Source organism: Pseudomonas sp. NBRC 111127 (assembly GCF_001320345.1).
In the GTDB taxonomy this organism is placed as follows: Bacteria; Pseudomonadota; Gammaproteobacteria; order Pseudomonadales; family Pseudomonadaceae; genus Aquipseudomonas; species Aquipseudomonas juntendi.
In genome coordinates, this window is the sequence record NZ_BCBD01000078.1 from 1 (window position 1) to 26,751 (window position 26,751).

Below are 26,751 nucleotides of genomic sequence, written 5' to 3' on the forward strand. Positions count from 1 at the left end.
ATTTGCGCACTGCGTCGGGCTTGCCCGGTGGCCAGGTACGAGGCCTCCAGGCCCAGGGTGTCGTACTTGTTCTCGGCGATGTTCTCTTCCGCCGTGGCGGCTTCATAGGCGGTTTGGGCCGCACGGGTCAGCACGTCCAGGTCATGTTCCAGGGTGGCGACGATCTGTGCCAGCAGGTGGGGCTTGCGCGTGGTCAATAACAGAACTCCAGCACGTTGGCCTGGCTTTTGTCGGTAGGTGCAGTGCGATTCTGTTGCAGCCAGAACTGGCACTTGGGGCTGTTCAGGTTGCGCGGGTTGCCCTGCGCAGCCTCAGTGGCCTGTTGTTGTTCCTGTTGCTGCAGCATGTGCTTGTAGCGCTCGAACATTTCAGCTTGCGCGTCGGCCGGTTGCACCGGTGCCGGTGCCACGGCCGGGGCCGCGGCTTGTTGCTCGGGCGGGAGCGGCCACAGTTGCTGCGCCAGCCACAGGCTAAGGGCAATCGCCATTGCGCCAAGCCATAGGCCCAAAGCCACGCACAGTATCAACTGCAACGGCTTCAGGGTGATGGTCAATTCACGGCGGCGGGGCATGGCGGCCTCCTTGGCAAAGTGGGCGGGGTGCATTGTCGCATGCTGTCGGGCAGAATCCGCGTTTTTACGCAAGTTAAAGGGAACGGCGCATGAAAGCCACCTGGGACATCTTCTGCAGCGTGGTCGACAACTACGGCGATATTGGCGTGACCTGGCGCCTGGCCCGGCAGTTGGTGGCCGAGCATGGCCTGGCGGTGCGCCTGTGGGTGGATGATCTCAACGCCTTCACGCCCATGTGCCCCGGCGCCGACGCCAACGCGGCGCAGCAGTGGCAGCAGGGCGTGGACGTACGCCAGTGGCCGGCGGCCTGGTTGCCGGTAGCGCCTGCCGATGTGGTGATCGGTGCCTTCGCCTGCCAGTTGCCAGCGGCTTATGTCGAGGCCATGCGGGTCTGCCCCCGGCCACCCCTGTGGTTGAACCTTGAATACCTCAGTGCCGAGGATTGGGTAGCGGGTTGCCATGGTCTGCCGTCGCCGCAGGCAAATGGCTTGCGCAAAGTGTTCTTCTTCCCCGGCTTCACCGAAAACACCGGTGGCCTGCTGCGCGAGGCTGAGCTGCTGGCCCGGCGCGACGCGTTGCAACAGTCGGCTGCTGCCCGGCAGGCGTTCCTGCAGGGGTTGGCTGTAAGCCCAGCGCCCGGGGCGCTGCTGATCAGCCTGTTCGCCTATGAAAACCCGCAACTGGGCAACTGGCTCGATGCCTTGGCTGCCGGTGACCAAGCCTGCCACCTGCTGGTGCCGCAAGGCCGTGTGGTCGCCGGCCTCAGCCACTGGCTTGGCGAAGCGCCGTTGCAGGCCGGGCAGGTGCGCAGGCGTGGTGCGCTGACCGTGCAGGTGTTGCCGTTCGTGAGCCAGGATGATTTCGACCGGCTGCTGTGGTGCTGCGACTTCAATGCGGTGCGGGGCGAGGATTCGTTCGTGCGGGCGCAGTGGGCCGGGCAGCCCATGCTGTGGCACATCTACGTGCAGGACGAGAATGCACACTGGGAAAAGCTCGAAGCGTTCCTGGCGCATTATCGACGCGGTTTGTCAGCCGATGCCGGCGCCGCGTTGCTGGGCCTGTGGCGGGCCTGGAACATGGACCAGGACATGGGCCAGGCCTGGCAGGCAGCCCGCCGGCATTGGCCGGAACTGCAGCAGCACGCCCGGTGCTGGGCGGCGCAACAGGCCGCTCAGCCGGACCTTGCCACGGCGCTAGTACACTTTTATGGAAATTCGCTATGATATGCGGCCTCGATTTTTATAAATCCATCCAGATTCGGATACTTCGTAATGAAAACTGGTAAAGAACTGAAACCCGGTACCGTGCTGCGCATCGACAACGACCCGTGGCTGGTTCAAAAAGCTGAGTTCACCAAGTCGGGCCGTAACAGCGCGATCATGAAAACCAAGCTGAAGAACCTGCTGACCGGCTACAAGACCGAAACCGTATACGGTGCAGACGACAAGCTGGACGACGTGATCCTGGACCGCAAAGAAGCGACCCTGTCGTTCATCAACGGTGACGAGTACACCTTCATGGACACCAGCGACTACACCATGTACGAGCTGAACGCCGAAGACATCGAAGCTGTTCTGCCTTACATCGAAGAAGGCATGGAAGACGTCTGCGAAGCCGTGTTCTTCGAAGGCCGCCTGGTATCGGTTGAACTGCCGACCACCATCAGCCGTCAGGTTGTCTACACCGAGAACGCTGCGCGCGGCGACACCTCGGGCAAGGTCATGAAGCCTGCCAAGCTGAAGAACGGTACCGAGATTTCGGTTGCTGACTTCATCCAGATCGACGAGTGGATCGACATCGACACCCGCGACAACAGCTTCAAGGGCCGTTCCAAGAAGTAATGCTTCTTGTGAAAGGCAAAAACCCGGCTTCGGCCGGGTTTTTTTGTGTCTGCCAATTGTGCATCACTGCACCTGCAGGGCAGGTTTAGACGGCTACGTGCAGCCGCACATCAACATTACCGCGGGTGGCGTTGGAGTACGGGCACACCTTGTGCGCCTTTTCCACCAGCGCTTCGGCGTCGGCCTGGGCCAGGCCGGGCAGGCTGATGTGCAGATCGATGTCCAGGCCGAAACCGCCCGGAATCTGGCCAATCCCCACCTTGGCGGTGATCGAAGCATCGGCCGGCAAGGCTTTTTTCTCTTGCCCTGCCACGAACTTCAAGGCGCCGATGAAGCACGCCGAGTAGCCGGCGGCAAACATCTGCTCAGGGTTGGTGCCGTCACCGCCAGCCCCACCCAGCTCTTTCGGGGTGCTCAGCTTGACGTCCAGCTTGCCGTCGCTGGAACGGGATTTACCGTCGCGCCCACCGGTGGAGGTAGCTTCTGCGATGTACAGCGGAGTGACCTTTTGCATCTTGAGCCTCGCTAATGTGCTGTGCGCTCCCGTTGGCGGGAGGACGCGGGTTGGTGTGGAATTTAAATTAGCGCGCAATTAGTTAGCGCGCAAGATAAATATTCACCGCTCAGCCGAACGGCCATTGCCCAGCATAGCCGCTAAAGGTTTTTCTGCAGGTTCTCGCGCAGGTCCAGCAACTCGGCCTGCAACTGCTGCAACTGCTCAAGGCTGCGACCGCTGGCCTTGAGGATGCACTGCGGCACTTCCTTTGCCCGCTGCTGCAGGGCGCGGCCTTTGTCGGTGAGTTGCACCAGTACCACCCGTTCGTCCTCGCGGCTGCGGTTGCGCTGTAACAGGCCTTCGCTTTCCAGGCGCTTGAGCAGCGGGGTCAGCGAGCCCGGGTCGGTCAGCAGGTGCTGGCTGATTTCACCCACGGTCAGGCCGTCATGCTCCCACAGCACGAGCATGGCCAGGTATTGCGGGTAGGTCAGGCCCAGGGCCTGCAGCAGCGGTTTGTAGACCTTGGTCATCAGCAACGAGGTGGAATGCAGGGCGAAACAGACCTGGTTGTCCAGCAGCAGCTCGTCACAGGGAGCTTGGGTGTCGGCGTTCATGCACGTCCTTGAAGGTAATCAATGGGAAATCCTGGCACGTTGAGCGTCACTGCACGCATCACTCGCGCAGTCCGCTGCGCAGGGCCAGGTCCCAGGGTGGAATCGGACTGAAGCGGCTCTTGAGAAATTCGAGCAGCAAACGGCTGCGAGAGTTCGTTTCATGTTCCAGGCGTAGCGCGTAAATGCCGCTGCTTTCAGCCTGGGGCAGGCCTGCGTCACAAAACAGTGGCACCAGTTCGCCGCGCAGCAGGTACTCGCTGATCAGCCAGGTGGGCAGGTGGGCGATGCCCAGCCCCGCCAGCGCGCCGAACAACAGGGTTTCGGCGTTGTTGGCCGCCATGCGCATGCGGGCCGGGCGGTACAGGCGGGTTTGCCCCGCTACCTCGAAACGCCACGCATACGGCGGTGCCAGGCCGTCCCAGTCCAGGCCGTCATGGCCGGGCAGTTCGCTGGGGCAGTCGGGGATGCCGCGGCTGGCCAAGTAGTTGGGGCTGGCGCAGGCGATGCGCACCATGTAGGCCAGTGGCGTGGCGACCAGGCGGGTATCGGCCAACGGGCCGGCACGCAACACCAGGTCCACTTCGCCCAGGTGGCTGCCATGCAGGTCGACAAAGCTGTCGATCAGGCGCAGCTGCACGTCCAGGCCCGGGTAGGCCAGCAGGAAGTCGGCAATGGCCGGGGCCAGGTGGCGGCGGCCGAACGCGGCGGGGGCGTCGATGCGGATCAGCCCTTCCGGTGCATTGCTCAGCGACACCGCCTCGGCACGGGCCAGGCGCAGTTCCTCGATGATGCGCCTGGCACGCTCGGCAAAGGCGTGGCCCGCCGGGGTGGCGCGCACGGCATGGGTGCTGCGGGTAAACAGGCGGCTGCCCACGGCGGCTTCGAGGGCGTCAATGCGCCGCGCCACCGCAGACGGGGTCAGCGGGTAGCGGCGGGCGGCGGCAGAAAAACTGCCGCTTTGCAGCACGTCCAGGAACAGGCTTAGCTGCTCAGTGAGGGTATCGGGGCTCATGGTTGCCTTGCTTTTGCACAATACGCATAGCCATTGTGCGCTGCTGTGCGTTTCCCCGCCAGCGCACACTGGTTAGCATGCCGCTATCAACTTTGCTGGCGAACGAGGCCCTGATGATCGAGTGGTTGCTGTATATCGTGCTGGGCGCTGCCCTGGGCACCATGGGGGGCCTGTTCGGCATAGGCGGTGGGCTGATCGCGATCCCGGCGCTGGGCGTGCTGTTCGGCCTGGATCAGCAACTGGCACAGGGTACTGCACTGGTCATGGTGGTGCCGAATGTGTTGCTGGCGTTGTGGCGTTATCACCAGCGCAACCGCATCGAGTTGCGCCACGCCGTGCCGCTGTCGGTGTGCAGTTTCGTGTTTGCCTGGCTGGGTTCGATCTGGGCCGTGGGGCTGGATGCGCATTCCATGCGCCTGGGCTTTGTCGGCTTTTTGGTGGCGCTGGCGGTGTGGAACGTGGCGCGGATGTTCATGAAAGTGGCGCCAGCCAGTGCCGAACTGCGTTATGCCTGGCCTTGGCTGGGGGTGCTGGGCAGCTTTGCCGGTACCATGGGCGGGTTGTTCGGGGTGGGTGGCGCCGTGGTAGCCACACCGATCCTGACCAGTGTGTTCGGCACCACCCAGGTGGTGGCCCAAGGGCTGTCGCTGGCATTGGCGGCGCCGAGCACCCTGGTGACTCTGGTGACCTATGGCGTGCATCACAGTGTTGACTGGGGGGTAGGGTTGCCGTTGGCGGTGGGCGGCCTGCTCAGTATCAGCTGGGGGGTGAAGCTGGCCCATGCGCTGCCAGAGAAGGTGCTACGGGCGATGTTCTGCGTGTTCCTGGTTGTGTGTGCGGTGATGCTCGGGTTCGAGCTTTGAGCGTTTGACCGCGCCGGTGGGGGCGAGCGCCGCGCAGGCGGCGCTTCGCGGCACCAGGCCGATGGGGTATGGCGCCGAGGGTTAGCGCCGCACTTGCTTCAGTGTTTCGGCAATCAGGAACGCCAGCTCCAGCGACTGGTCGGCATTCATCCGTGGGTCGCAGTGGGTGTGATACCGGTCTGACAGGGCATCTTCGGTGATTGGCCGTGCGCCACCGATGCACTCGGTCACGTTCTGCCCGGTCATCTCGATATGAATGCCGCCGGCATGACTGCCTTCGGCCTGGTGCACCTGGAAGAACTGCTTCACCTCGTCGAGAATCTGCGCAAAATCCCGGGTCTTGTAGCCACTGCTGGCCTTGATGGTATTGCCGTGCATGGGGTCGGAGCTCCACAGCACCTTGCGCCCCTCGCGCTCTACGCAGCGGATCAGCCCTGGCAGGTGGTCGCCGACCTTGCCCGCGCCCATGCGTACGATCAGGTTCAGGCGCCCTGGGTCGTTGGCCGGGTTGAGGGTGTCGATCAGGCGGAGCAGTTCCTCGGGGTTCATGCTGGGGCCGACCTTGACCCCGATCGGGTTGTGCACCCCACGCAGGAACTCGACATGGGCGCCGTCCAGCTGGCGAGTGCGGTCGCCGATCCACAGCATGTGCGCCGAGCAGTCGTAGTAGTCGCCGGTCAGGCTGTCCTGGCGCACGAAGGCCTCTTCATAGTTCAGCAGCAGCGCTTCGTGGGCGGTGAAGAAGCTGGTTTCACGCAGCTGCGGCGCGCTGTCCAGGCCACAGGCACGCATGAACGCCAGGGTTTCGTCGATGCGGTTGGCCAACTGGTGGTACTTGTCGGCCAGCGCCGAGTTGGCGATGAAGTCCAGGTTCCACTTGTGCACCTGGTGCAGGTCGGCAAAACCGCCCTGGGCGAAGGCCCGCAGCAGGTTGAGGCTGGCGGTGGCTTGGTGGTAGGCCTGCAGCAGGCGCTCCGGGTCGGGGATGCGGCTCTTGGCGTCGAAGCCGATGCCGTTGACGATGTCGCCCCGGTAAGCGGGCAGGGTGACGGTGCCGATGGTTTCATCGCCCGCCGAGCGTGGCTTGGCGAACTGCCCGGCCATGCGCCCGACCTTGACCACCGGGCAGCCCGCGGCAAACGTCATGACGATGGCCATTTGCAGCAGCACCTTGAAGGTGTCGCGGATTTTTGCCGCTGAAAACTCGGCGAAGCTCTCGGCGCAGTCGCCGCCTTGCAGCAGGAACGCGCGGCCTTCGGTCACTTCGGCAAACTGCCGGCGCAGTTCGCGCGCTTCCCCGGCGAACACCAGCGGCGGGTAGCTGGCCAGGGTTTGTTCGACCTTCAGCAGGTGCGCGGCATCGGGATAGGTCGGTTGCTGCTGGATCGGCAGGGCGCGCCAGCTGTCGGGGCTCCACGGTTGGTTCATGTCAGGCTCGGTCTGGTCGGTTGTCGGCTGGCGGCCATGGTAACAGTTGGCGCTGCGCTTGTTGCATCGGGGGTGTTGGCGGACAATGCGGGTTTTTGTGCGGGCGGGTGCAGGCATGGCGACGGAACGGCAAGAGCGGCTACTGGCGCGGGTGGAAGATGCCTTTGGCGTCATCAGCGTGTACGAAGTGGACGACTACCGCTTTCTGGAATTCGGCGATGCCATCGAGCAAAGCTGCGTGTTCACTGCCGACCCCAGCTGGTTGGAGTACGACTACACCCGCGCCATGCTGGTCGGCGCGTTGTGCCATGAACAGCCGGAAAGCGCGCTGTTCCTGGGCCTTGGCGCGGGCACGCTGACCCAGGCCTGCATGAAGTTCCTGCCGCTGGACGATATCGAAGCCATCGAGCTGCGCCCGGACGTCCCGCGCCTGGCCATGCAGTACCTGGGCCTGGACGACGACCCGCGGCTGTACGTGCGCATTGGCGATGCGCTGGAGCTGCTGCCCAGCGCAGAAAAGGCCGACCTGTTGTTCGTTGACCTGTACACCGACCATGGGCCGGGGGTAGGGCACCTGGCGTGGAACTTCCTGGCGAGCTGCCAGCAGCAACTCAACCCGGGCGGCTGGCTGGTGATCAACCAGTGGGCCACCGATGATGGCAAGCCGCTGGGGGCAGCGTTGCTGCGCGGCTTGTACCACCGCCATTACTGGGAACTGCCGGTGAAGGAGGGCAATGTGATTCTGCTGGTGCCGGCGGATCTGGAGCAGACCCTGGACATGGAAGGCTTGCGGGCCCGGGCGCAGGCGCTGGCGCCACGGTTGGGCTACAGCCTCGAGGGTTTGATCCGCGAGATTCGGCCGGCTACCTGAATGGCAGGTGCGGCCGTAGCCGTGGCGATCCCTGTAGGAGCGGCCTTGTGTCGCGAAAGGGGCGCGCAGCGGCCCCACATTTTCAGCTTCGCAGCGGATATTGCCGGGGCCGCTCTGCCCCCTTTCGCGACACAAGGCCGCTCCTACGGGGATCGTGGCAGCGTCAGGGATCATCGTTTCAGCCCCTGAAAATATTCCTCACCTAACCGTACATTTCAGGTATAGTACGCGCCGGTCTTTTAGCGGACCTCAAAATCAGGTGGTGCAAATCCTCCGAGTCCAGCTTCGGCTGCACGTCCGCTAGGCGGACCTTCCCAAGTTTTCTTTTTCAATCGTTTTCGCAAATCCCCGCCGCCAAAGCTGCCTGGGTGACCTGACGGTCTTTCAAGGCATGTGCAGCTTTGGAGCATGGGTCTTTGCGGATGCACCTAGAGGCAGACCCATGACCCAGGAAACCGGCGGCTTCGCCGCTCTCGATCTCAACCCGAATATCGTTGCTGCCGTAGTGGCTACCGGCTATGAAGAGCCGTCCGCCATTCAGCAGCAATCTATCCCGATCATCCTCGCCGGTCATGACATGATCGGCCAGGCGCAGACTGGCACCGGCAAGACCGCTGCCTTCGCCCTGCCGATCCTCAACAAGATCGATGTGAGCAAGCGCGAACCGCAAGCCCTGATCCTGGCGCCAACCCGTGAGTTGGCGCTGCAAGTTGCTACCGCTTTCGAAACCTACGCCAAGCAGATGCCAGGCGTGAACGTGGTTGCTGTGTACGGTGGTGCCCCAATGGGCCCACAGCTGCGCGCCATCCGCAACGGCGCGCAAATCGTCGTCGCCACCCCGGGCCGTCTGTGCGACCACCTGCGTCGCGACGAAAAAGTCCTGTCGACCGTGCAGTACCTGGTACTGGACGAAGCCGACGAGATGCTCAAGCTGGGCTTCATGGACGACCTCGAAGTGATCTTCGACGCCATCCCTGCTACCCGCCAGACCGTGCTGTTCTCCGCCACCCTGCCGTCGTCGATCCGTTCGATCGCCGAACGCCACCTGCGCGAACCGAAGCACGTCAAAATTCAGAGCAAGACCCAGACCGTTACCGCGATCGATCAGGCCCACCTGATGGTCCACGCCGACCAGAAGATCCCGGCTGTACTGCGTCTGCTGGAAGTGGAAGAGTTCGATGCGCTGATCGCCTTCGTGCGCACCAAGCAAGCCACCCTGGACCTGGCCGCCGCGCTGGAAGCCAAGGGCTACAAGGCTGCTGCGCTGAACGGCGACATCGCCCAGAACCAGCGTGAGCGCGTGATCGACTCGCTCAAGGATGGCCGCCTGGACATCGTTGTCGCCACCGACGTGGCGGCCCGTGGCCTGGACGTACCGCGCATTACTCACGTATTCAACGTTGACATGCCGTACGACCCAGAGTCCTACGTGCACCGTATCGGTCGTACCGGCCGTGCCGGTCGCGAAGGCCGTGCGCTGCTGCTGGTCACGCCACGTGAGCGCCGCATGCTGCAGGTGATCGAGCGTGTAACCGGGCAGAAGGTTGCCGAAGCGCGCCTGCCGAACGCCCAGGCGGTGCTCGATGCGCGCATCAAGAAGCTGACCAACAGCCTGGCGCCACTGGTTGCCGAGGCTGAAGCCACCCATGGTGACCTGTTCGACCGCCTGACCAACGACCTGGGTTGCAGCGCCCGTGCCCTGGCCTCGGCCCTGCTGCGCAAGGCCACCAACGGCCAGGCGCTGGACCTGGCGGCGGTAGAGCGTGAGCAGCCGCTGGTGCCGAGCTTCGCCCCGCGTGGTGAGCGTACCGAACGCGGTGAGCGCAGCGAGCGCCCTGACCGCGGCGACCGCGAGCGTCGCGCGCCGCTGCCGTTGGCCGAAGGCCGCGTGCGTTGCCGTACCGCGCTGGGTGCCCGTGACGGCATCGCCGCTAAAAACCTGCTGGGCGCGATCCTCAACGAGGGTGGCCTGGCGCGTGACGCGATCGGTCGTATCCAGGTGCGCGACAGCTTCAGCCTGGTCGAGCTGCCGGAAGATGGCCTCGAGAAGCTGCTGTCCAAGCTCAAGGACACCCGCGTGGCCGGCAAGCAGCTGAAGCTGCGCCGCTACCGCGAGGATTGATCCTGGCGCAATGAAAAATCCCCGGCCTTGGCTGGGGATTTTTTTGCCTGTGCCATGGTGGGGTTGCGCGGCAGCCCCCGGCAATCGTCAGTCGAACCGGTAGATGTCCATCCCCAGCGCCCCCAAGGTAAAGCCTTGGTGCACAACGCCAAACTGCGCCCCCGCACCAAGGGCAAAAAACAGCGGCAACAAATGCTCATCGCTCGGGTGGTTGCGCACTGCAAACGGCGCCTGTTGCCGATAAGCCAGCAACCCCTCCCGGTCATCAGCCCGCAGTTTTTCCACTACCCAATCTCGAAACGCCAACGCCCACGGCTCGATCACGTCGGGCCCGGCATGCCAGTCCAGCTCGCCAAGGTTATGGGTAATGCTGCCCGAACCCACCAGCAGCACGCCCTCCTGGCGTAGCCCCGCCAGTGCCTGGCCAACCTTCACTTGCAGCGCCGGGCCCATCTGGGTGGGCAGCGAAACCTGCACCACCGGGATGCTCGCATCGGGGTACATCAACGACAACGGCACCCAGGCGCCATGGTCGAACGGCCGCTGCGGGTCGAGGCGCGCGGCCAGCCCGGTGCCCTGCAACAGCTCGCCGACCCGGCCGGCGAGGGCAGGGTCACCGGGCGCAGGGTACTGCACCGCATACAAGGCCGGTGGGAAGCCGTAGAAGTCATGCCAGGTTTCTGGGTGTGCGCCACCGGTGATCAGCAGCTCGCGGCTTTCCCAGTGCGCCGACACCACCACAATGGCTTGCGGCCGCGGCAGTGCGTTGGCGAGCCCTGCCAGCGCCGGGCCGCTGGCGCCGGGTTGCAGGGCAAGCATGGGGGAGCCGTGGGAAATGAACAGGCTGGGCAGCATGGCGGGGTCCTGAAGGTTAAGATGCACTCATCTTCGATCAACTAAAGATCGAAATCCAAACCAACTTTTACTGGCAAACCATCTAAAAATCGGGAGTGTTCATGGAGCCAGCGTTCTGGCAGCAACGGTGGGCCGACAACCAGATCGGCTTCCACCAGGCGCAGGTGAACCCGTATCTGCAGCGGTACTGGCCAACATTGCAGCAGGTGCCCGGTAGCCGCGTGCTGGTGCCCCTGTGCGGCAAAAGCCTCGATCTGGCCTGGTTGGCCGGGCAGGGGCATCGGGTGTTGGGCGTGGAGCTTTCGCGGCGGGCCGTGGAGGGTTTCTTCCGCGAGCATGGGCTTGAGGCCGAGGTGCGGCAGCGTGGCGACTTTGAAGTATGGCGCAGTGGCGACGTGGAGCTGTGGTGTGGGGACTTCTTTGCCCTGCAGGCAGAAGATGTCGGCGACTGCGCGGGCCTGTACGACCGCGCGGCGCTGATTGCCCTGCCGCCGCCCATGCGTGCGCGCTACGCGCAGGCCCTGTCGGCGTTGTTGCCAGCCGGGTGCCTTGGCTTGGTGGTGACGTTGGATTACGACCAGTCGCTGCTGGCCGGGCCGCCGTTCTCGGTGGCGGATCAGGAGCTGAGGCAGGGCTTTGCGGGCTGGCAGGTGGATGAACTGGAGCAGGCGCAGGTGCTCGGGGAAAGTCCGAAGTTTCTGCAGGCTGGGGCATCCAGCGTGTTGGAGCGGGTTTACCGGGTCTGCCGGCTCTAGCGCGGGTAAGCCTGCACAGGCAGGCACAAAAAAGGGCGACCGAAGTCGCCCTTGCTTACCTGGTGGATCAACCGCGACGGCGCAGGGCCTCGATACGGTCTTCCAGCGGCGGGTGGCTCATTAGCAAGCCTGCCAGGCCATGCTTGAGGCCGCCGTTGATGCCGAAGGCCTTGAGCGTGTCCGGCATGTGCACCGGCAGGCCTTGTTCCACCCGCAGGCGCTGCAGGGCGCCGATCATCGCCGAAGTGCCGGCCAGTTGTGCACCGGCTTCGTCGGCGCGGTATTCGCGGCGGCGCGAGAACCACATGACGATCATGCTGGCCAGGATGCCCAATACCAACTCGGCAACGATGGTTGCCACGTAGTAGGCGATGCCCTGGCCTTCTTCGTTCTTGAAGATGACCTTGTCGACGAAATTACCGATGATCCGGGCGAAGAACATCACGAAAGTGTTCACCACGCCCTGGACCAGCGCCAAGGTGACCATGTCGCCGTTGGCCACGTGGCCGATTTCGTGGGCCAGTACCGCACGCACTTCGTCGGGCGAGAAACGCTCCAGCAAGCCCTGGGACACCGCTACCAAGGCGTCGTTACGGTTCCAGCCGGTGGCGAAGGCGTTTGCCTCGTAGGCCGGGAAAATGCCCACTTCAGGCATTTTGATGCCCGCTTCCCGGGACAGCTCTTCGACCGTTTGCAACAGCCACTGCTCGTGGCGGGTGCGCGGCTGGGTGATGATCTGGGTGCCGGTGGTCATCTTCGCCATCCACTTGGAGATGAACAGCGAGACGAGGGAGCCGGCGAAGCCGAACACGGCGCAGAACACCAGCAGGCTGCTGAGGTTCAGGTCGACCCCGTTGGCGGCCATGAACCCGTTGAAACCGAACAGGCTCAGGGTAATGCTTGCAACCAGCACCACCGCGAGGTTGGTGGCTACAAACAACAGAATGCGCATCATGGTTGTTACGTTCTCCTGACGGATGAATTGTCGCTTACTGCGGGGTATATAAGGGGCCTGGGGTGCCGTTTCAATCGGGGGACTATTTCAAACTGTGTACGGCGGAGTATGGCAGAGGATGACGCGTGGGCAGTGGGATAGAGCGTTGCAGGATGTAAGAAACAGGTGGCGCAGATAACCGGGCTGCTTTGCAGCCCATCGCCGGCAAGCCAGCTCCCACAGGGACCTCACAAAATTCAGGCCTGTGATAACCCTGTGGCTGGCTCCCATAAGCACACCCCAATCCTCAGGCCTGTGGTGATCCTGTGGGAGCTGGCTTGCCGGCGATGAGGCCGTTACTTACTGCGAGTAAGTGCGCAGGAAATTGCCGATCCGGCCAATCGCCGCTTCCAGGTCATCGACCCGCGGCAAGGTCACCACGCGGAAGTGGTCCGGCCACGGCCAGTTGAACGCGGTACCCTGAACGATCAGCAGCTTCTCCGACAGCAGCAGGTCAAGGGCGAACTTCTCGTCATTGAGGATCGGGCACACCTTCGGGTCGATCCGCGGGAACGCATACAGCGCACCCATCGGCTTCACGCAGCTTACCCCAGGGATGTCATTCAGCAGTTCATAGGTGCGGTTGCGCTGCTCCAGCAGGCGCCCGGGTGGCAGCACCAGGTCATTGATGCTCTGGTAACCGCCCAGCGCGGTCTGGATGGCATGCTGCGCCGGCACGTTGGCACACAGGCGCATGTTGGCCAGCATGTCGATGCCCTCGATGTAGCTTTGCGCATGGTGCTTGGGCCCGGAAATGATCAGCCAGCCAGAGCGGAAGCCCGCCACCCGGTACGACTTGGACAGGCCGTTGAAGGTCAGGCACAGCAGGTCCGGCGCCAGCGAGGCGGTGCTGATGTGCACGGCTTCGTCGTACAGGATCTTGTCGTAGATCTCGTCGGAGAACACCACCAGGTTGTGCTGGCGGGCCAGCGCCAGCATGCCCAGCAGCAACTCCCTGGAATACACCGCGCCGGTCGGGTTGTTCGGGTTGATGATCACCAGGGCCTTGGTGTTCGGGGTGATCTTGGCCTTGATGTCCTCCAGGTCGGGGAACCAGTTGGCCTGCTCGTCGCACAGGTAGTGCACCGGCTTGCCGCCGGCCAGGCTCACGGCAGCGGTCCACAGTGGGTAATCGGGTGCCGGGATCAGCACCTCGTCACCGTTGTTGAGCAACGCCTGCATCGACATCACGATCAGCTCGGAGACACCGTTGCCGAGGTAGATATCCTCGATGGTGACGCCTTCGATCTCTTTCTGCTGGCAGTACTGCATCACCGCCTTGCGTGCACTGAACAGGCCCTTGGAGTCGCTGTAGCCCTGCGCGGTGGGCAGGTTGCGGATCACATCCTGGAGAATTTCGTCGGGCGCCTCGAAGCCGAAGGGCGCTGGGTTGCCGATGTTCAGCTTGAGGATGCGGTGGCCTTCCTCTTCCAGGCGCTTGGCGTGCTTGAGCACTGGGCCGCGAATGTCATAGCAGACATTGGCGAGCTTGTTCGATTTGCTGAACTGCATGATGGGATCCCGATTGAGAATACGCGCTACGCCCCGCCGAAAGGTTTGAAAGGGCAGGAAGCGGGTGACAGACTGAACGCCTGGCACACGAAGCCACCTAATATACGTGCCGCCCGCGCCCTGGAAAAGACGGCGTGGGGTGAAATTCAGCCTGCCGAGGTTCCTGCATGAAAAAGATCGAGAAAACCCTGGAAGAATGGCGGTCGATGCTCGACCCCGAGCAGTACCAGGTTTGCCGCCTGAAGGGCACCGAACGGCCGTTCAGCGGCAAGTACAACAGCGAGCGCCGCGACGGCATTTACCATTGCATCTGCTGCAGCCTGCCGTTGTTCGACGCCCAGACCAAGTTCGATTCCGGCTGTGGCTGGCCGAGCTTCTACGCGCCGATCGAAGACAGCGCGATGATCGAGATCCGCGACACCTCCCATGGCATGATCCGTACCGAAGTCACCTGTGCCCGCTGCGATGCGCACCTGGGCCACGTGTTCCCCGACGGCCCGCCACCGACTGGCCTGCGCTACTGCATCAACTCGGTGTGCATCGACTTGCGCCCGCGCGACTGACCGGAGCCCGACCATGGCTGGATCGATACTGGACATTCCCTGCGTGACCCTGGGCGGCGAGCACAAGACCCTTGGCGACTACCCCGGCAAGGCGTTGCTGGTGGTCAATACCGCCAGCCAGTGCGGCTTTACCCCCCAGTACAAGGGGCTGGAGCAACTGTGGCAGGCCTACCGCGGGCGTGGCCTGGTAGTGCTGGGCTTTCCGTGCAACCAGTTCGGCCAGCAGGAGCCGGGCGAGGCGCGGGAAATTGCGCAGTTCTGCGAACGCAATTTCGGCGTGAGCTTCCCGCTGTTCCGCAAGGTGGACGTCAACGGCCCCGGCACCCACCCGTTGTATGTCGAACTGAAACAGCGTGCCCCGGGCTTGCTTGGCTCGCAGAAGGTCAAGTGGAACTTCACCAAGTTCCTGCTCGACCCGGCCAGTGGCCAGGTCACGCGTTACGCGCCTTTCACCAAGCCGCAGGCACTGGAAGCGGACATCGAGCGCCTGCTCAGCCGCTGAGCGGCACCCAGTGGTCGACCAGCGCCAGCAGCTCTTCGCGGCGGAACGGTTTGGCCAGGTAGTCGTTCATGCCCGCGGCCCGGCAGCGCTCGCGCTCTTCGGGCATGGCGTTGGCGGTGAGGGCGACGATGGGCAGGTGCGGCCAGCGGCCGCTCTGGCGAATGCGCCGGCTGGCCTCGTAGCCGTCCATCACCGGCATGTTGCAGTCCATCAGCACCAGGTCGAAGGGTTGCCGTTCCAGCGCCGCCAGGGCCTCAGCGCCCTGGGTTGCCAGTTCGACCTGGCAACCGAGCTTGGCCAGCATCCCCTTGGCCACCAGCTGGTTCACCGGGTTGTCTTCTACCAACAAGATGCGCGCGCGGCCTTCGCCCTGGGTCACGGGCGGCGTGGCCAGCGGGTGTTCCGGCTCATAGCCTTGCAAGGTTCGGCGCAAGGTCTGGTACAAGGCGTTGCGCGCCAGCGGGCGGGCCAGCTGGTGCAGCGGTGCCAAAGCCAGCGACTGCTCTTGGGAAAGGAAGTTGCCGTAGGCGGTAACCAGCAGTATCGGCGCTTGCAGGGCCGGGCGCAGTTCGAATAGATGGTCCACGTCATCGGTGATCAACAGGTCGAACGCGGTGGCCTGCAGGGCCATGCGGCTGTCGTGCCGCTGGTAGCTCAAGCCCCAGGCGGGCAACACGCGCTGCAGGAGCTCGTGCAGCCCGCTGCCCGCCGCACTGAGGGCGGCCACGCGGCCTTGCAGGGGCTGTGGCGGGATGGCTTCAGTGTGCGCAGCCAGCGGCAGCTCGGCGGTGAAGCAACTGCCAAAGCCCGCTTCGGAGCTTATCTGCAGGTGCCCCTGCATGGCTTTGCACAGGTTGCGGGTCAGGGCCAGGCCCAGGCCGGTGCCGCCGTACTGGCGGGTGATGCCGGCGCCGGCCTGGGTGAAGGGCTGGAAGATGCGCACCTGGGCCTCTTCAGGGATGCCGATGCCCGTGTCACGCACTTGCAGGCGCACGCCGCCGGCAATGCGCTCAAGGCGCATATCGACGCGGCCGAAGCGGGTGAACTTCAAGGCATTGGACAGCAGGTTGCTGACGATCTGCCGCACCCGCGTGGGGTCGCCCAGCACGCTGCTGGGGAAGTCGCCGGCGATCAGGCAGGTCAGCTCCACGCTCTGTGCGGTGTTCTGCGACAGCAGGTTGGCGGTGTCTTCGACCATCGAGCCCATGTCGAAGGCAATGCGCTCCAGTTCCAGCTGGCCGGCGTCGAACTTGGACAGGTCGAGAATATCGTTCAGCAGTTCGACCAGTACCTTGCCCGAGTCGTGGGCAATCGCCAGCTGCTGGCGTTGCTCGCTGGGCAACGGGTTATCCAGCGCCAGGGCGATCATGCCGAGCATGCCGTTGAGCGGGGTGCGGATTTCGTGGCTCATGTTGGCAAGGAAGGCGGCGCGGGCCTGGGCCATGTCCAGCGCCCGCCGGCGGGCCTGTTCCAGCTCCTGGTTGGTCAGGCTCAGGCTGCTGTTGCTGGCCTTCAGCTCGTTGGTGCGTGCCGAGACGATGTCTTCCAGCTCGTTGAGGTACTGGGTCAGGCGGTTTTCCGCGGTGCGCCGCTGCTCGATTTCGGTGGCCATGCTGACGAACTGCTGGTTGGCGACTTTCACCAGCACGCCGATTTCATCAAGTTCGTGGCCGTGCGGGCATTCCAGGCGGGTTTGCCGGGGTTTGCGCGGGTCGCTGCCGCTGAGCGCACTGATCACGGTGACCAGTGGCTTGGTCAGCATCAGGTAGAACAGTGCCAGCAGCAGGCCTGTCAGCACCAGGCTGCGGGCAAAACCGTTGAGCAGGGTAATGCCGGCACGGTCGAGAAAACGGCTGCCGAAGGCGAAGGTGTCGACGTCCAGGTACAGGGTGCCAAGGTATTCCTCGGGCATATGGGTAAGGTACAGGCTTTCACTCAACTGGCGCTGTTCGCCGAACAGGAAGTCGCTCAGCGGCCGCAGACGGTCTTGCAGGCGTGGGCGCTCGACATCGGCCAAAACCGTCTGGTTGTTGTCGATCAGCCGTGCGCGGATCACCGCCGGCGACTGCAGCAGGCCGCGGGTCAGTTCCAGGGCCAGTTCCGAGTCGATGTTATAGGCGATACGCGAGGCCGGGTTGTGGCTGATTTGCAGCAACGCCCGCACTTCACGGTTGATGGATGCGTCTACGCTGGCATAATCGATGCCGATCTGGATGAGACTGAGCAATGTTCCCAGGATGAAGCCGACCAGGACTGTCAACCGGGCTTGCTTGTATGACAGGCGATTGGTGAACTTGATATCCATGAGTTCCGAGCTGGTTTCCCATTCCTTGCGCTGCGCAAGCATAGCCGATCATCCCCGGCTGCTGGTGGGTCTGTCTGTTCATTTCAGTTGATCGCCAAGCGGGGGCCGCTTTGCGCCCCTTCGCGAGCCCCCAGGCCTAACACAATCCCTGTAGGAGCGGGCAAGCCCGCGAAGGGGCGCGCAGCGGCCCCAAAAAAACTGAAATTGCTAGGAGTCGTCATGGACGCTCGCTTGATCGCTTTCCTGGACCGCGCCGAATCGGTACTGGCGCGGCTCGAACCCCTGCTGCCGGCCCCGCGCCCGCACATCGACTGGGCCACCACCCTGGCTGCCCGCTGGCAGCGCGATGGCCGCAGCGGCTACCTGCTGCCGCTGGAAGTCAGCCTGGACATCCGCCTGACCGACCTGATTGGCGTCGACAAACAGCGTGACCAGCTGGGCCGCAACACCCACCAGTTCATCAACGGCCTGCCGGCCAACCATGCGCTGCTGTGGGGCTCACGCGGCACCGGCAAGTCGTCGCTGGTGCGTGCGCTGCTGGCCGAGCACGCCAGCGCCGGTTTGCGCCTGATCGAAATCGAACGCGACCACCTGGCCGACCTGCCGCGCGTGGTCGAGCAACTGCAGAAGCTGCCGCAGCGCTTCATCCTGTTCTGCGACGACTTGTCGTTCGAGGCCGGGGAGGGCGACTACCGGGTGCTCAAGAGCGTGCTCGATGGCTCGTTGGAGCAGGCACCAGACAATGTCCTGCTGTACGCCACTTCCAACCGCCGCCACCTGGTGCCGGAAAAGGAGAGCGACAACGAAAACTGGAAAAGGGTCGACGGCGAGCTGCACCCCAGTGAAGCGGTGGAGGACAAGATCGCGCTGTCCGACCGCTTTGGCCTGTGGCTGTCGTTCTACCCGTTCACCCAGGCGCACTTCCTTGACGTGGTCGAGCACTGGATCGGCCAGCTGGCGGCCCCGGCCGGCCTGGCCTGGCAGCGTGACGAAGCGCTGGAAATTCTCGCCGTGCGCTGGGCTACCGGCCGCGGTAACCGTAATGGCCGTTGTGCCTATCAGTTCGCTCGCTACTGGGTCGGGCTGCAATTGCTGGAGCAAAAGTAAATGATCGACCTCAATGCCAGTGGCGCCGGCCTCGACGGCTACCACCTGCTGGCGGCGCAAGTGCAGGCGCTGTTTGCCGACGAACGTGATTTCATCGCCAATGCCGCGCAGTTTTCGGCATTTCTTTACCACCAGGTAGGCGACCTGAACTGGGCGGGCTTCTACCTCAACCGTAACGGGCAACTGGTGCTGGGCCCGTTCCAGGGCCAGGTGGCGTGCGTGCGCATTCCGTTCGGCAAAGGCGTGTGCGGCGCGGCGGCTGCCACCGGCAAGACCCAGCGGGTCGAGGACGTGCATGCGTTCCCGGGGCACATTGCCTGCGACAGTGCGTCGAACAGCGAGCTGGTGATACCGCTGGTGAAGGAGGGCAGGCTAATTGGTGTGCTGGACCTGGACAGCCCGAAGCTGGCGCGATTCAGCGAGGCGGACCAGGTGGGACTGGAGCGCCTGGCGGCGATCTTCCTGGAGCTGACTGACTGCTGATTGTTGTGTTGCCTGGGCTGGCCCTATCGCCGGCAAGCCAGCTCCCACAAGGTAACCGCAGGCTCGAAGACCTGTGCAGTAACCTGTGGGAGCTGGCTTGCCGGCGATAGGGCCATCAAATCCACAACAAATTCCGGATCAGTCGTACATCACCTTCTTCTTCCAGGTCTCGTCCTCATCGGTCTTGAGGCCCTGGGTCAGTTCGTTGTGTTCGTCCTCGGCCGGTTCCATCTGGTCCAGCACCTGAGCGTTGGCCCGGCCCAGCAGTTTCTCCAGGTACGTCAGCTGCTCTTCATACACCTTCGGCTCCGGCTGCTTGCGCAGGTACTGCACCCCCCGCTCGAATGCCAGGCGTGCCTGGCCTGGCTGGCCTATCTGCAGGGCCTGCTGGCCGAGGTTGTTGAAGAACTCGATATGCAGCAGTACCAGAATGTGGCGGATCTCCTTGACCCAGTGCTTGGCCTCCGGCGCGGGCAGGAAGCCCTCTTGCGCGGCCCGGGTCACCTGGTTGTGCAGTGCTTCCAGCAAGAAGCGCACATCCTTGGCCTTGACCTCGGTCTGGATCGGGTTGGGCGGGTTGTTCACCGGGATCTTTTCACCCAGGGCGATCAGCCCTTCCAGTTCGGCCATGCGTGCCTTCAACTGGGCATTGTGCTTGTCCACCGCCAGCTGGCGCTGGTTGAGGTTGAGCTCCAGGCGGGTCAGCAGCAGCTTCAGCGCCGGGGTCATGAACTGGCCCGGGAAGGTCTCGGTGATTTCGCCGCAGCGGCGCAGGCGGTCGGCCAGTTCGATCTTCAGGCGGGCGCGCTCCAGCTTGCCGTTCTCGACCACATTGTTGAGGTAGCCGATCACGATCAGCAACGCGATACCCGCTACGATGAGCAGGGTGATCAGAAGTGGTGTCACCGTTAATGCCTCATTGAAGAAGAATTACAGCGTTGAGTGTAGTGAGTTTGCCTGGGAGCGAATAGCGGCACAGGCAAACCCGTTCTCTATATCGACAAGCCAGCCCGCATCTGCACCCCAACCCAACCGGAAGTCATTGATTTAAATAAATTTCTACAAAGGGGTTGACGCCTGTATCAAGCATCCATAGAATGCGCGCCACTTGCAGCGTAAAGCACACAGCGAAACGCGGCAGGGAGTGAAAGCAGGCAGCAATGCCAGCAGCGTGTCCCCTTCGTCTAGTGGCCTAGGACACCGCCCTTTCACGGCGGTAACAGGGGTTCGAGTCCCCTAGGGGACGCCAAATTGCGGGAATAGCTCAGTTGGTAGAGCACGACCTTGCCAAGGTCGGGGTCGCGAGTTCGAGTCTCGTTTCCCGCTCCAGTTTCTCCGGCAGCGCTTAACGGCGGGGCAGGAAAAGAAAATCCAGGCTGAATCGTGAGGTTCATGTTCTGGTGCACTGAAAAGTGTCGTGTGTCCCCTTCGTCTAGTGGCCTAGGACACCGCCCTTTCACGGCGGTAACAGGGGTTCGAGTCCCCTAGGGGACGCCATTTGCGGGAATAGCTCAGTTGGTAGAGCACGACCTTGCCAAGGTCGGGGTCGCGAGTTCGAGTCTCGTTTCCCGCTCCAGTTCAATACTGTGGCGTCTATGCGGTGCAGTGGTGGTGAAGGTCTTCATGGCGCTTCACGCCAATAGCGGTAAAGCTACACAATGCGGGAATAGCTCAGTTGGTAGAGCACGACCTTGCCAAGGTCGGGGTCGCGAGTTCGAGTCTCGTTTCCCGCTCCAATACAAAAAACCACTCTTTCGAGTGGTTTTTTTTCGTCCTGTATCTCTGACGCGGGCTCAACTGCAGCCCGCGCCCTGGGGTTCATCGATAACTGATGGTGAAGTTCAGCGCGCCACTGGCCAGGCCTGGCGTGACCTTGGGTGCAATCTGGATGTAGCGCGCCTTCAAATTCAGGCGAGTCTCGCCGATTTGCAGGTTGCTCACCGCCACTTCCTGTTCCAGTTCCAACGGCCGACCGTCGTCATGCAAGACCTGGATACCAAGCCCGGTGGCCGAGGCGCCGCTGTCCAGCGTAATGATGCCGGCGCTGGCATCCTCGGTCGTGGACCCCTTGGCGCCGGTCAGATGGATAAAGGCAACAGCTTTGCCTGCGGTGCTGTCATCCTCGCAATCATTCAGGCGAATGAAAAACGGTATGTCAGCGGTGGTCGTGCCTGGGGTCTTGAAGTCTGCCACTTCGTAGTCCCCCAGCCTCACAGGGTCTGCGCTGACCGGATCGGCTTTGAGGCTGCACTGTGCCTGCTGGACTCTGCCTTTGAGGCGAAAGTCGTAAGCCTTGCCCAGGTTGGCGATGAAAGCATGGAACATTTCCTGGTCGATAATCTGGGGGCCGGCGGCGATGGGCCCGGTCTTGACCAAGGTGAGTGTTCCGTAAAAGCGTCTGAGCGGCGCAGCGAATGCAGTTTGAGCGACCATGGTGCCTTTGTAGGGGATGTGGATGGAGCCATCATCGGGGGTGAAGGTATTCGAGGCGGAGCCGTCGTAGGGGTAGCCAACCTCGAAAATCGCGCCGATACCGGCGATATTGGTGGGGAGTATATCGGTGGCTCGCCCGCTGCCTGCTCTGGCTATCAGGCCAGGTACTGGCGCAACGGAGCTGTTGATCACAGCGGTAGTGGGGGTGTACTGGTCGAAGTAACACAGTGGAGCAGCGCCTTGCTGGTTGAGTAGGCTGAGCGGCTGCTCCATGATGACGCTACCCACCGGGGCATCGCGCGCGATCCACGCGCTGCCCAGGTTATGTTCGAAATTCATGTAGGTAGCGCTGCTCCCATTCCAGTTGCATTGGGCGTTCGAGATGTTCGACATCGCCAGCAGCGCGAGCGTGCAGGCAAGTAGTGCCGTGGGGCGCAGGGCCGATTGATGAGGGTGGGTCATGCTTCGTTTTCCTGGTGTCTGGCTGGGTGCGGGCCGGTTTGCGGGGCCTCGGCCTGGCAGGTCAGTGTTTGCAGGCGGTAGCCCCCTTCCTTCGGCATGCTCTGCGGGGTCAGGGTGACCTGGCAGTCTTGAGCCTCGGCTCCACCCCATTGCACGTGCAGTTGCTGCCGCCCGGGTTCGTCACTGGCCACCAGTGTCTGCCCGGCCTGCCCTACTACTGCAAGAGGCTCGCCGTCCTGGTTGCTGACCTGGGCGCCGAAAGGCAGGGCGCGGCCATCGGGGTGCAGCAGGGTGAGCACCATGCGCTGCACCTGGCGGGCGGCGAAGGTGGCCTTGACCACTGCGCCTCGGCCAGGCACGAGGTGCTGGTTGCCATTGTCGATGAGAATGTCGGGGGCCAGGTCGTCGGTATCCAGAGTCAGCGAATTGAGCCGATAGGGGCGCAGGTTAGGGACCAGCAAGTAGCCTTTCGCGTCGGTGCTGGCCGATGGGGTGTTCTGCACCCCGAGCCCGGCGACATCGGGAACGTGCACCAAGGCGCTGGTTTCGCCCAGGTAGGGGCCCAGGACGATCCCTTCCTCGTGCAGCAACAACGCGCCGCTTGCGTTCAAGGAAATGTTGCGATAATCGCTGCCTTGGGTGTAACCCATGCCGTAGCTGGCCTGTTTGCCTTCGTAGGCAAGGGAAAGCGCTGTGCTTTGGCGGTTCTGCGGGTCGTTGCTGAGCGAAGCCTGGTAGCTGAGCTGGCGATTCAGTGCATGGCCGCCGAGGCTTGCCCGTTGGCTCGAGCGCCCATCGCTGTGGTGGGAATCGAATGTGCTGTGGTAGCGGCGCGACTGGCCCAGTGGCAGTGACAGGCTGACACCGAACATCCGGCTTTCCTGGTGCCGGGAGGTCAGTGCCTGGGAGGCGAACAGATTCACGCTCAGGTCACTGAAGCGCGTGGTGTACTGAAGCTGGTAGTACCGCCGTTGGGCATTGTTACGCCAGTAGTCATCCTGGGCGAGGGTCAGGCTCAAGGCACTCTGGCCAATGCTTTGGTAGATGGAGGCTTCCAGGCGGCTGCGTCGATTGCCCAGGTAGCTACTGTCGGTGGCGCGTTCGCGGATGGCTTCGTCGAAATCGCGATAGCCCTGGGTGGAGTAGCGGTATCCGGCAAAGCGCAGGTTGGTGCGGGTCTGGAAACTTTTGCCATAGCGGGCGGCAAAGCTTTGCCCCTGTACCTTGCCGCCGGGCCCGTGCAGATCGGTCAAGGCGTGTGTCAGGTCGAACGACAAGGCGCCCAGTTCGCCAAAGTCTCGCGCCACGCCCACGGCATTGGCTCGATAGTACTGACTGCCCAGCACGCCACCGTACAGCGTCGTGTTGAAAATGCCGCCACGCGCAGCCGTAGCCTGCCAGAACGTTGGCCTGTCGAGGTGTTCGGCGCCGTTGTAGCGACCTGCTGTGGCACTGTAGCGCCACACGCCATCACGCAGCAGGTTGCCCAGCGAGGAGTAGGGTTGTACGAAGCGACGTACCTGGCCGTCGGCTTCGGTAAGCACGACTTCGAGTTCGCCGTGGCTGGCGCCTACACTCAAGTCATCGATCGCATATGGGCCGGGGGCCACGTAGGTCGAATAGATCGGATAGCCGTTGTGCAATACTTCGAGCTTGGCGCGGCTCTGGGCCACGCCCCGGATTATCGGCGCGTAGCGTTGCTCGTTGTCCGGGAGCATGTCCATGTCGGAGGCCAGTTGCGCACCGGTGAAGGCGAAACTACGGAACACGTCGCCGCGGGTGAATGTTTCGCCCAGGGTGATGTTGGCACGCAGGTCGGGCAGGTCGCGTTGCGCATAGCTGTCGCTGCGCTTCCAGTCGCGCTGGCCGTGCGCGGCCTGGCGCAGTGCCTGGTTGCTGCGCAGGCGCCACGGGCCCAGGTTGACACCGCTATTGAGGTAAAGGTCATAACTGTCCTGGTTGCCCCGTTGACTGGCGCGATGCTGTTGCACCGAAGCCTGGTAGTTGACGAACGCCGCGTTGATGCCGGTGTCCCATCGCGATGGGGGGATGTTTCCAGCGTTATCGCGGCGCAGGCCGATCTGGGGGATGGACAGCGACAGCCGCAAACGCGCGGGGTCGAAGTCGACCGTTGCCTGGGGAACCAGGGCGCCAAGGTCCAGGCAACGGTCATCGTTGGGCAATGGCATCTCCAGGGCTTGTTCGCGCAGTCGCGTGGCGCGCAACAGTGCGGCATTCAGGCACGGGGCCAGGGTGCCGTCCGCAGCGGCCTGGAATAGCACCTGGCGGCGCTCGATATAGGTCAGGTTGACATACAGTTCGACATCGTAGCGGCCAGGAGGGAGCGGGGCTTGTGCGGCCAGGGCCTGCAACGCTCGCCCGCCCGAATCGTTGGCCTGGCCGGGCGGCTGGCGCATGAACTCGGGTTGGAAGTGCAGGGTGGTTTGGTCGTTTGCGCTGGCTGGGGCGACGATCATCAGCCAGAGGCAACCGCAGGCCAGATCAAACGGGGAGGTGAAGCGTGGGCACGACGACAATAGCTTGCGTCGGTCGAGCTGAGACATGGGGGGCGTCCTGAACGATTTGCCGGATCGATGTGCGTGGCGCAACCGATCAATGGCGCTTGGCAGGTTGTGCCGACGCCACCAACAGGCGGGTTGCCGTGGTGGCGTCGGGTTCGGACGCTAGGTTAGAAAGTGCTGTAAAAGTGGTATGTAGGATCAGTCCTCGATATGGCCTGTAAGAATCGGCATTGGATACCCCTCCGAAAAGGAAGTATCCAATGTCTGATCACTAGTGCTTGAATGTACGCCCCTGGCGTAGTTGGATTTCGATCGGAACCTCATACGCTCCGCCGAGTAAGGTGAGATCCATAAGACCGCCCGCTGCCGCAGGTTTGGGGGCCTGAGTTTCCGCGAGCCTAGGTCTGACGCCAGCGTCTGGGTCAGACGCTAAAGAAGTGCGTGAGCTAGACGCTGAAGAAGTGCTTGAGCTAGAAGATAAAGAATTGACTGAGCCACTTACATTATTTACAGAAGCTTGCCCTAACATTGGTTCGCCTCCCCCGTGGGCAGGAACTCCAAGGGCCGGCGAATCGAGGGATGAATTGCTGTTTTGTCGGCTAAGTCTACTTCCCGAGGAGGCTGAGGCTGAGCGATTTCCGTTGAACGGGATATTAGCAATACTGTGCCTGCGCGTAATCGCTGTTGCCGGTTTGCTGCTTGTGCTGTTTACCAAGTCGGATGTCGATGTCGATACGCTTTTCGAGGACGCTGCTGGTCCCTTCGTAGGGCCAGCCCCATCGCCTTTCCCTCCCATGAAGAACATGAATGTAAGAAGTTGATAGACGGAATCTGCGCCCATTTTCAGGGCATTGACCAGTGATTCGCTTCCACCGGTCGCCGATATCACCACACCTGCGCCTTCGGTAGCGATCGCGGCCACCATTCCCCCTGCCGCAAACATTTGCATCACGCTTAAACCACCCGTGTAGACCGCCATGCCTACAAGCGCGGCGGTCATCAATACTTTCATCGCCACCGGGATGATCTCCAGCCAGCTAAATCCTGGTTGTTCTATTGGATCTCGATACTTGGGTGGGTCACGATCGGCCAGGACAGACTGGGCGCGGTGGCCGCTAGGGTCACGCCAGTTTACCGGGTCGGCAAGTGTGTACACGTAGGGGTTGATGCCTGACTCTTCCTGCGCAAGCGAATCCGGGCTGTGGAAGCGCATGAGCGCAGGGTTGTACGCCCGGTAGCCACTGCCCAGCAAGTACCAGCCATAGGCCTGCTCGCGCGCTTCGCCATTGAACGCCAGCAAGCTGCTCAGCTCACTGTCCTCGGCGCGTTCGCCATAGACACTGTAGTTGCCGTGCCGGGTGCTCTGGTCATCGCTCTCGGTGATTACGCTGCCGGTGTGGTCGGTCAGCATCAGTGTCGTACTGCCACCTTTGCCTGACTGCTGTTCGGCCACCGGCCCGGTGCCGGCGTACAGGTACTGGGTCAAGGTGTCGCCTTCCAACGTCGCATCCAGGCGATTGTCCTGGTAACGGCGCTCGACACTGCGGTTGCCGTCGTGCACCGCTGCCAGCAGTTGATCATGGCCGTCATACTGGTATTCGGTGATCGGCGACTGGCCGTCTGCGGCCATTACCTTGGCCAGGCGACCCAGGCTGTCGTACTCCAGTTGCCGGCCCTGCTCATCATTGAGCATGTTGCCCAGTTCATCGTAGGCGAAGCGCCGCTCTCGGCTATCGTCACGGTCGGGCACCACGCTTTGCAGTCTGAACGGGTCGGTTGCGGTATAGATGAAATCCAGCCGCTCGCTTTCGCCGTCGTCGTAATCGGTGACCCGACGGGTGATATTGTCGTGCTCGTCGAAGCGGAACAACTGCGAGACGATGGCGCGGCCGGCGGCGTCGCGGGGCAGCTCGCTACCTTCGCAATCATGGGATTCCAGGCGGCCGATTTCATCGTAGCCGAACGTTTCGTGGCGAACCTGCGCGCCGTTACGGGTGAGGGTGCGGGTTGCCAGCCGGTCATCGTCCCGCCACTTCAGCGTGAGCACCTGTTCGACCTGGCCATGGCTGTCCAGGGCCCGCGTAAGCTCCCGTCCCAGTTCGTCATAGGTCTGTGTACATTTCACATAGTGGCCTTGTTTGGCCGTGTCGCAGGTCAGGGTTTCTTCAAGCTGGCCAAGGCCGTTGTAGGTCAAGGTGCACTGCAGATCACCCTGCTTGATACCGACGATGCGCCCGAGTTCATCGTGCTGGTAAAGGCAAGCAGTACCGTCGCTGTGCTTGCGGTAAGTCATGCGGCCTTGCACGGAAAAACGGTTGTGTGTGTCGTGTTGGCGTTGCCCTTTCCACGATTCGGTCTTGAGATAGCCCTGATCGGTATAGTCGTAGCTGCGCGCGCCAAGGTCGTTCTCGGCGCCTGAAATATCGGCAGTGAGCGGGTC

General features: G+C 62.8%; 22 protein-coding genes, 5 tRNA genes and 2 pseudogenes. 15 read left to right on the forward strand and 14 right to left on the reverse strand.

The window, feature by feature from the left end:
- Together APH30_RS15370 and APH30_RS15375 are read right to left on the reverse strand one after the other, a co-directional pair.
- Positions 1 to 197: pseudogene (locus tag APH30_RS15370) on the reverse strand (transcription elongation factor GreAB); the annotation flags it as partial.
- Complete coding sequence (locus APH30_RS15375; RefSeq protein ID WP_054913035.1) at positions 194 to 571, reverse strand: hypothetical protein; 378 nt, start codon at positions 569 to 571, stop codon at positions 194 to 196. The gene APH30_RS15375 and the pseudogene APH30_RS15370, both read right to left, overlap by 4 nt.
- Before the next feature lie 89 nt (positions 572 to 660).
- Between APH30_RS15375 and earP the strand changes: the two genes are divergently transcribed.
- Both earP and efp read left to right on the forward strand, forming a co-directional pair.
- Complete coding sequence (gene earP / locus APH30_RS15380; protein WP_054913036.1) at positions 661 to 1,794, forward strand: elongation factor P maturation arginine rhamnosyltransferase EarP; 1,134 nt, start codon at positions 661 to 663, stop codon at positions 1,792 to 1,794.
- A 48-nt stretch (positions 1,795 to 1,842) separates the two neighbouring features.
- A complete protein-coding gene (gene efp / locus APH30_RS15385) occupies positions 1,843 to 2,412 on the forward strand; it encodes an elongation factor P (RefSeq protein ID WP_023535349.1) in 570 nt (189 codons plus the stop codon).
- An 85-nt stretch (positions 2,413 to 2,497) separates the two neighbouring features.
- On the opposite strand, the gene APH30_RS15390 is transcribed toward efp, so the two are convergent.
- The 3 genes from APH30_RS15390 to APH30_RS15400 all read right to left on the reverse strand — a co-directional run bounded on the left by APH30_RS15390 (position 2,498) and on the right by APH30_RS15400 (position 4,534).
- A complete protein-coding gene (locus tag APH30_RS15390; RefSeq protein WP_054913037.1) occupies positions 2,498 to 2,926 on the reverse strand; it encodes an organic hydroperoxide resistance protein in 429 nt (142 codons plus the stop codon).
- Positions 2,927 to 3,066: 140 nt separating this feature from the next.
- Positions 3,067 to 3,522 (reverse strand): MarR family winged helix-turn-helix transcriptional regulator, encoded by a 456-nt coding sequence (locus APH30_RS15395; RefSeq protein ID WP_054913038.1) that lies wholly within the window; start codon positions 3,520 to 3,522, stop codon positions 3,067 to 3,069.
- A 58-nt stretch (positions 3,523 to 3,580) separates the two neighbouring features.
- Positions 3,581 to 4,534 (reverse strand): LysR family transcriptional regulator, encoded by a 954-nt coding sequence (locus tag APH30_RS15400; protein ID WP_054913039.1) that lies wholly within the window; start codon positions 4,532 to 4,534, stop codon positions 3,581 to 3,583.
- A 113-nt stretch (positions 4,535 to 4,647) separates the two neighbouring features.
- Between APH30_RS15400 and APH30_RS15405 the strand changes: the two genes are divergently transcribed.
- On the forward strand, positions 4,648 to 5,397 hold the full coding sequence (locus tag APH30_RS15405) for a sulfite exporter TauE/SafE family protein (RefSeq protein WP_054913040.1): 750 nt from the start codon (positions 4,648 to 4,650) through the stop codon (positions 5,395 to 5,397).
- Positions 5,398 to 5,478: 81 nt separating this feature from the next.
- On the opposite strand, the gene APH30_RS15410 is transcribed toward APH30_RS15405, so the two are convergent.
- The gene (locus APH30_RS15410; RefSeq protein ID WP_009685228.1) at positions 5,479 to 6,825 is read right to left on the reverse strand and encodes a class II 3-deoxy-7-phosphoheptulonate synthase; all 1,347 of its coding nucleotides are present in this window, start codon (positions 6,823 to 6,825) and stop codon (positions 5,479 to 5,481) included.
- Between the two features lie 115 nt (positions 6,826 to 6,940).
- Between APH30_RS15410 and APH30_RS15415 the strand changes: the two genes are divergently transcribed.
- Complete coding sequence (locus APH30_RS15415) at positions 6,941 to 7,696, forward strand: spermidine synthase (RefSeq protein ID WP_029885626.1); 756 nt, start codon at positions 6,941 to 6,943, stop codon at positions 7,694 to 7,696.
- 408 nt (positions 7,697 to 8,104) lie between these two features.
- Positions 8,105 to 9,818 (forward strand): annotated as a pseudogene (locus APH30_RS15420) (DEAD/DEAH box helicase).
- A gap of 87 nt (positions 9,819 to 9,905) precedes the next feature.
- Here the strand turns inward: APH30_RS15420 and APH30_RS15425 are convergent.
- Positions 9,906 to 10,673 carry a class III extradiol ring-cleavage dioxygenase gene (locus APH30_RS15425; RefSeq protein WP_054913041.1) on the reverse strand — a complete coding sequence of 256 codons (768 nt, stop codon included), beginning with the start codon at positions 10,671 to 10,673 and terminating at the stop codon, positions 9,906 to 9,908.
- Positions 10,674 to 10,774: 101 nt separating this feature from the next.
- Here APH30_RS15425 and APH30_RS15430 point away from each other — a divergent pair, with 101 nt between their 5' ends.
- The gene (locus APH30_RS15430) at positions 10,775 to 11,428 is read left to right on the forward strand and encodes a thiopurine S-methyltransferase (RefSeq protein WP_054913042.1); all 654 of its coding nucleotides are present in this window, start codon (positions 10,775 to 10,777) and stop codon (positions 11,426 to 11,428) included.
- Positions 11,429 to 11,495: 67 nt separating this feature from the next.
- Here APH30_RS15430 and htpX read toward each other — a convergent pair whose 3' ends face one another.
- A complete protein-coding gene (htpX, locus tag APH30_RS15435; RefSeq protein ID WP_047150248.1) occupies positions 11,496 to 12,383 on the reverse strand; it encodes a protease HtpX in 888 nt (295 codons plus the stop codon).
- A 339-nt stretch (positions 12,384 to 12,722) separates the two neighbouring features.
- Positions 12,723 to 13,934, reverse strand: a complete 1,212-nt coding sequence (locus APH30_RS15440; RefSeq protein ID WP_054913043.1) for a pyridoxal phosphate-dependent aminotransferase — start codon at positions 13,932 to 13,934, stop codon at positions 12,723 to 12,725.
- Positions 13,935 to 14,101: 167 nt separating this feature from the next.
- Here APH30_RS15440 and msrB point away from each other — a divergent pair, with 167 nt between their 5' ends.
- Both msrB and APH30_RS15450 read left to right on the forward strand, forming a co-directional pair.
- Positions 14,102 to 14,497, forward strand: coding sequence for a peptide-methionine (R)-S-oxide reductase MsrB (msrB, locus tag APH30_RS15445; RefSeq protein ID WP_009682839.1), 396 nt, complete (start codon positions 14,102 to 14,104; stop codon positions 14,495 to 14,497).
- Between the two features lie 13 nt (positions 14,498 to 14,510).
- The gene (locus tag APH30_RS15450) at positions 14,511 to 14,999 is read left to right on the forward strand and encodes a glutathione peroxidase (protein ID WP_009682840.1); all 489 of its coding nucleotides are present in this window, start codon (positions 14,511 to 14,513) and stop codon (positions 14,997 to 14,999) included.
- On the opposite strand, the gene APH30_RS15455 is transcribed toward APH30_RS15450, so the two are convergent.
- Positions 14,989 to 17,346: a response regulator gene (locus tag APH30_RS15455; protein ID WP_054913044.1), complete on the reverse strand. Its 2,358-nt coding sequence runs from the start codon at positions 17,344 to 17,346 to the stop codon at positions 14,989 to 14,991. The genes APH30_RS15450 and APH30_RS15455 overlap by 11 nt on opposite strands.
- 177 nt (positions 17,347 to 17,523) lie before the next feature.
- Between APH30_RS15455 and APH30_RS15460 the strand changes: the two genes are divergently transcribed.
- On the forward strand, positions 17,524 to 18,411 hold the full coding sequence (locus APH30_RS15460; protein WP_054913045.1) for an ATP-binding protein: 888 nt from the start codon (positions 17,524 to 17,526) through the stop codon (positions 18,409 to 18,411).
- A complete protein-coding gene (locus APH30_RS15465) occupies positions 18,412 to 18,894 on the forward strand; it encodes a GAF domain-containing protein (protein WP_054913046.1) in 483 nt (160 codons plus the stop codon).
- Between the two features lie 138 nt (positions 18,895 to 19,032).
- Here the strand turns inward: APH30_RS15465 and APH30_RS15470 are convergent, their stop codons facing one another.
- Positions 19,033 to 19,800 (reverse strand): hypothetical protein, encoded by a 768-nt coding sequence (locus APH30_RS15470; protein ID WP_054913047.1) that lies wholly within the window; start codon positions 19,798 to 19,800, stop codon positions 19,033 to 19,035.
- 267 nt (positions 19,801 to 20,067) lie between these two features.
- Between APH30_RS15470 and APH30_RS15475 the strand changes: the two genes are divergently transcribed.
- From APH30_RS15475 to APH30_RS15495, 5 genes are all read left to right on the forward strand, one after another.
- Positions 20,068 to 20,143: transfer RNA gene (locus APH30_RS15475), tRNA-Glu, on the forward strand.
- 4 nt (positions 20,144 to 20,147) lie between these two features.
- A tRNA-Gly gene (locus APH30_RS15480) sits at positions 20,148 to 20,223 on the forward strand.
- A 92-nt stretch (positions 20,224 to 20,315) separates the two neighbouring features.
- A tRNA-Glu gene (locus APH30_RS15485) sits at positions 20,316 to 20,391 on the forward strand.
- A gap of 3 nt (positions 20,392 to 20,394) precedes the next feature.
- Positions 20,395 to 20,470: transfer RNA gene (locus APH30_RS15490), tRNA-Gly, on the forward strand.
- Between the two features lie 84 nt (positions 20,471 to 20,554).
- Positions 20,555 to 20,630, forward strand: a tRNA-Gly gene (locus APH30_RS15495).
- An 82-nt stretch (positions 20,631 to 20,712) separates the two neighbouring features.
- On the opposite strand, the gene APH30_RS15500 is transcribed toward APH30_RS15495, so the two are convergent.
- The 3 genes from APH30_RS15500 to APH30_RS15510 form a co-directional block, all read right to left on the reverse strand.
- Positions 20,713 to 21,789 carry a fimbrial protein gene (locus tag APH30_RS15500; protein ID WP_054913048.1) on the reverse strand — a complete coding sequence of 359 codons (1,077 nt, stop codon included), beginning with the start codon at positions 21,787 to 21,789 and terminating at the stop codon, positions 20,713 to 20,715.
- Positions 21,786 to 24,353, reverse strand: coding sequence for a fimbria/pilus outer membrane usher protein (locus APH30_RS15505; RefSeq protein WP_054913049.1), 2,568 nt, complete (start codon positions 24,351 to 24,353; stop codon positions 21,786 to 21,788). Before APH30_RS15505 ends, APH30_RS15500 begins: the two co-directional genes overlap by 4 nt.
- Positions 24,354 to 24,582: 229 nt before the next feature.
- On the reverse strand, positions 24,583 to 26,751 hold a 2,169-nt coding region (locus tag APH30_RS15510), incomplete at its 5' end, for an RHS repeat domain-containing protein (protein WP_177333738.1).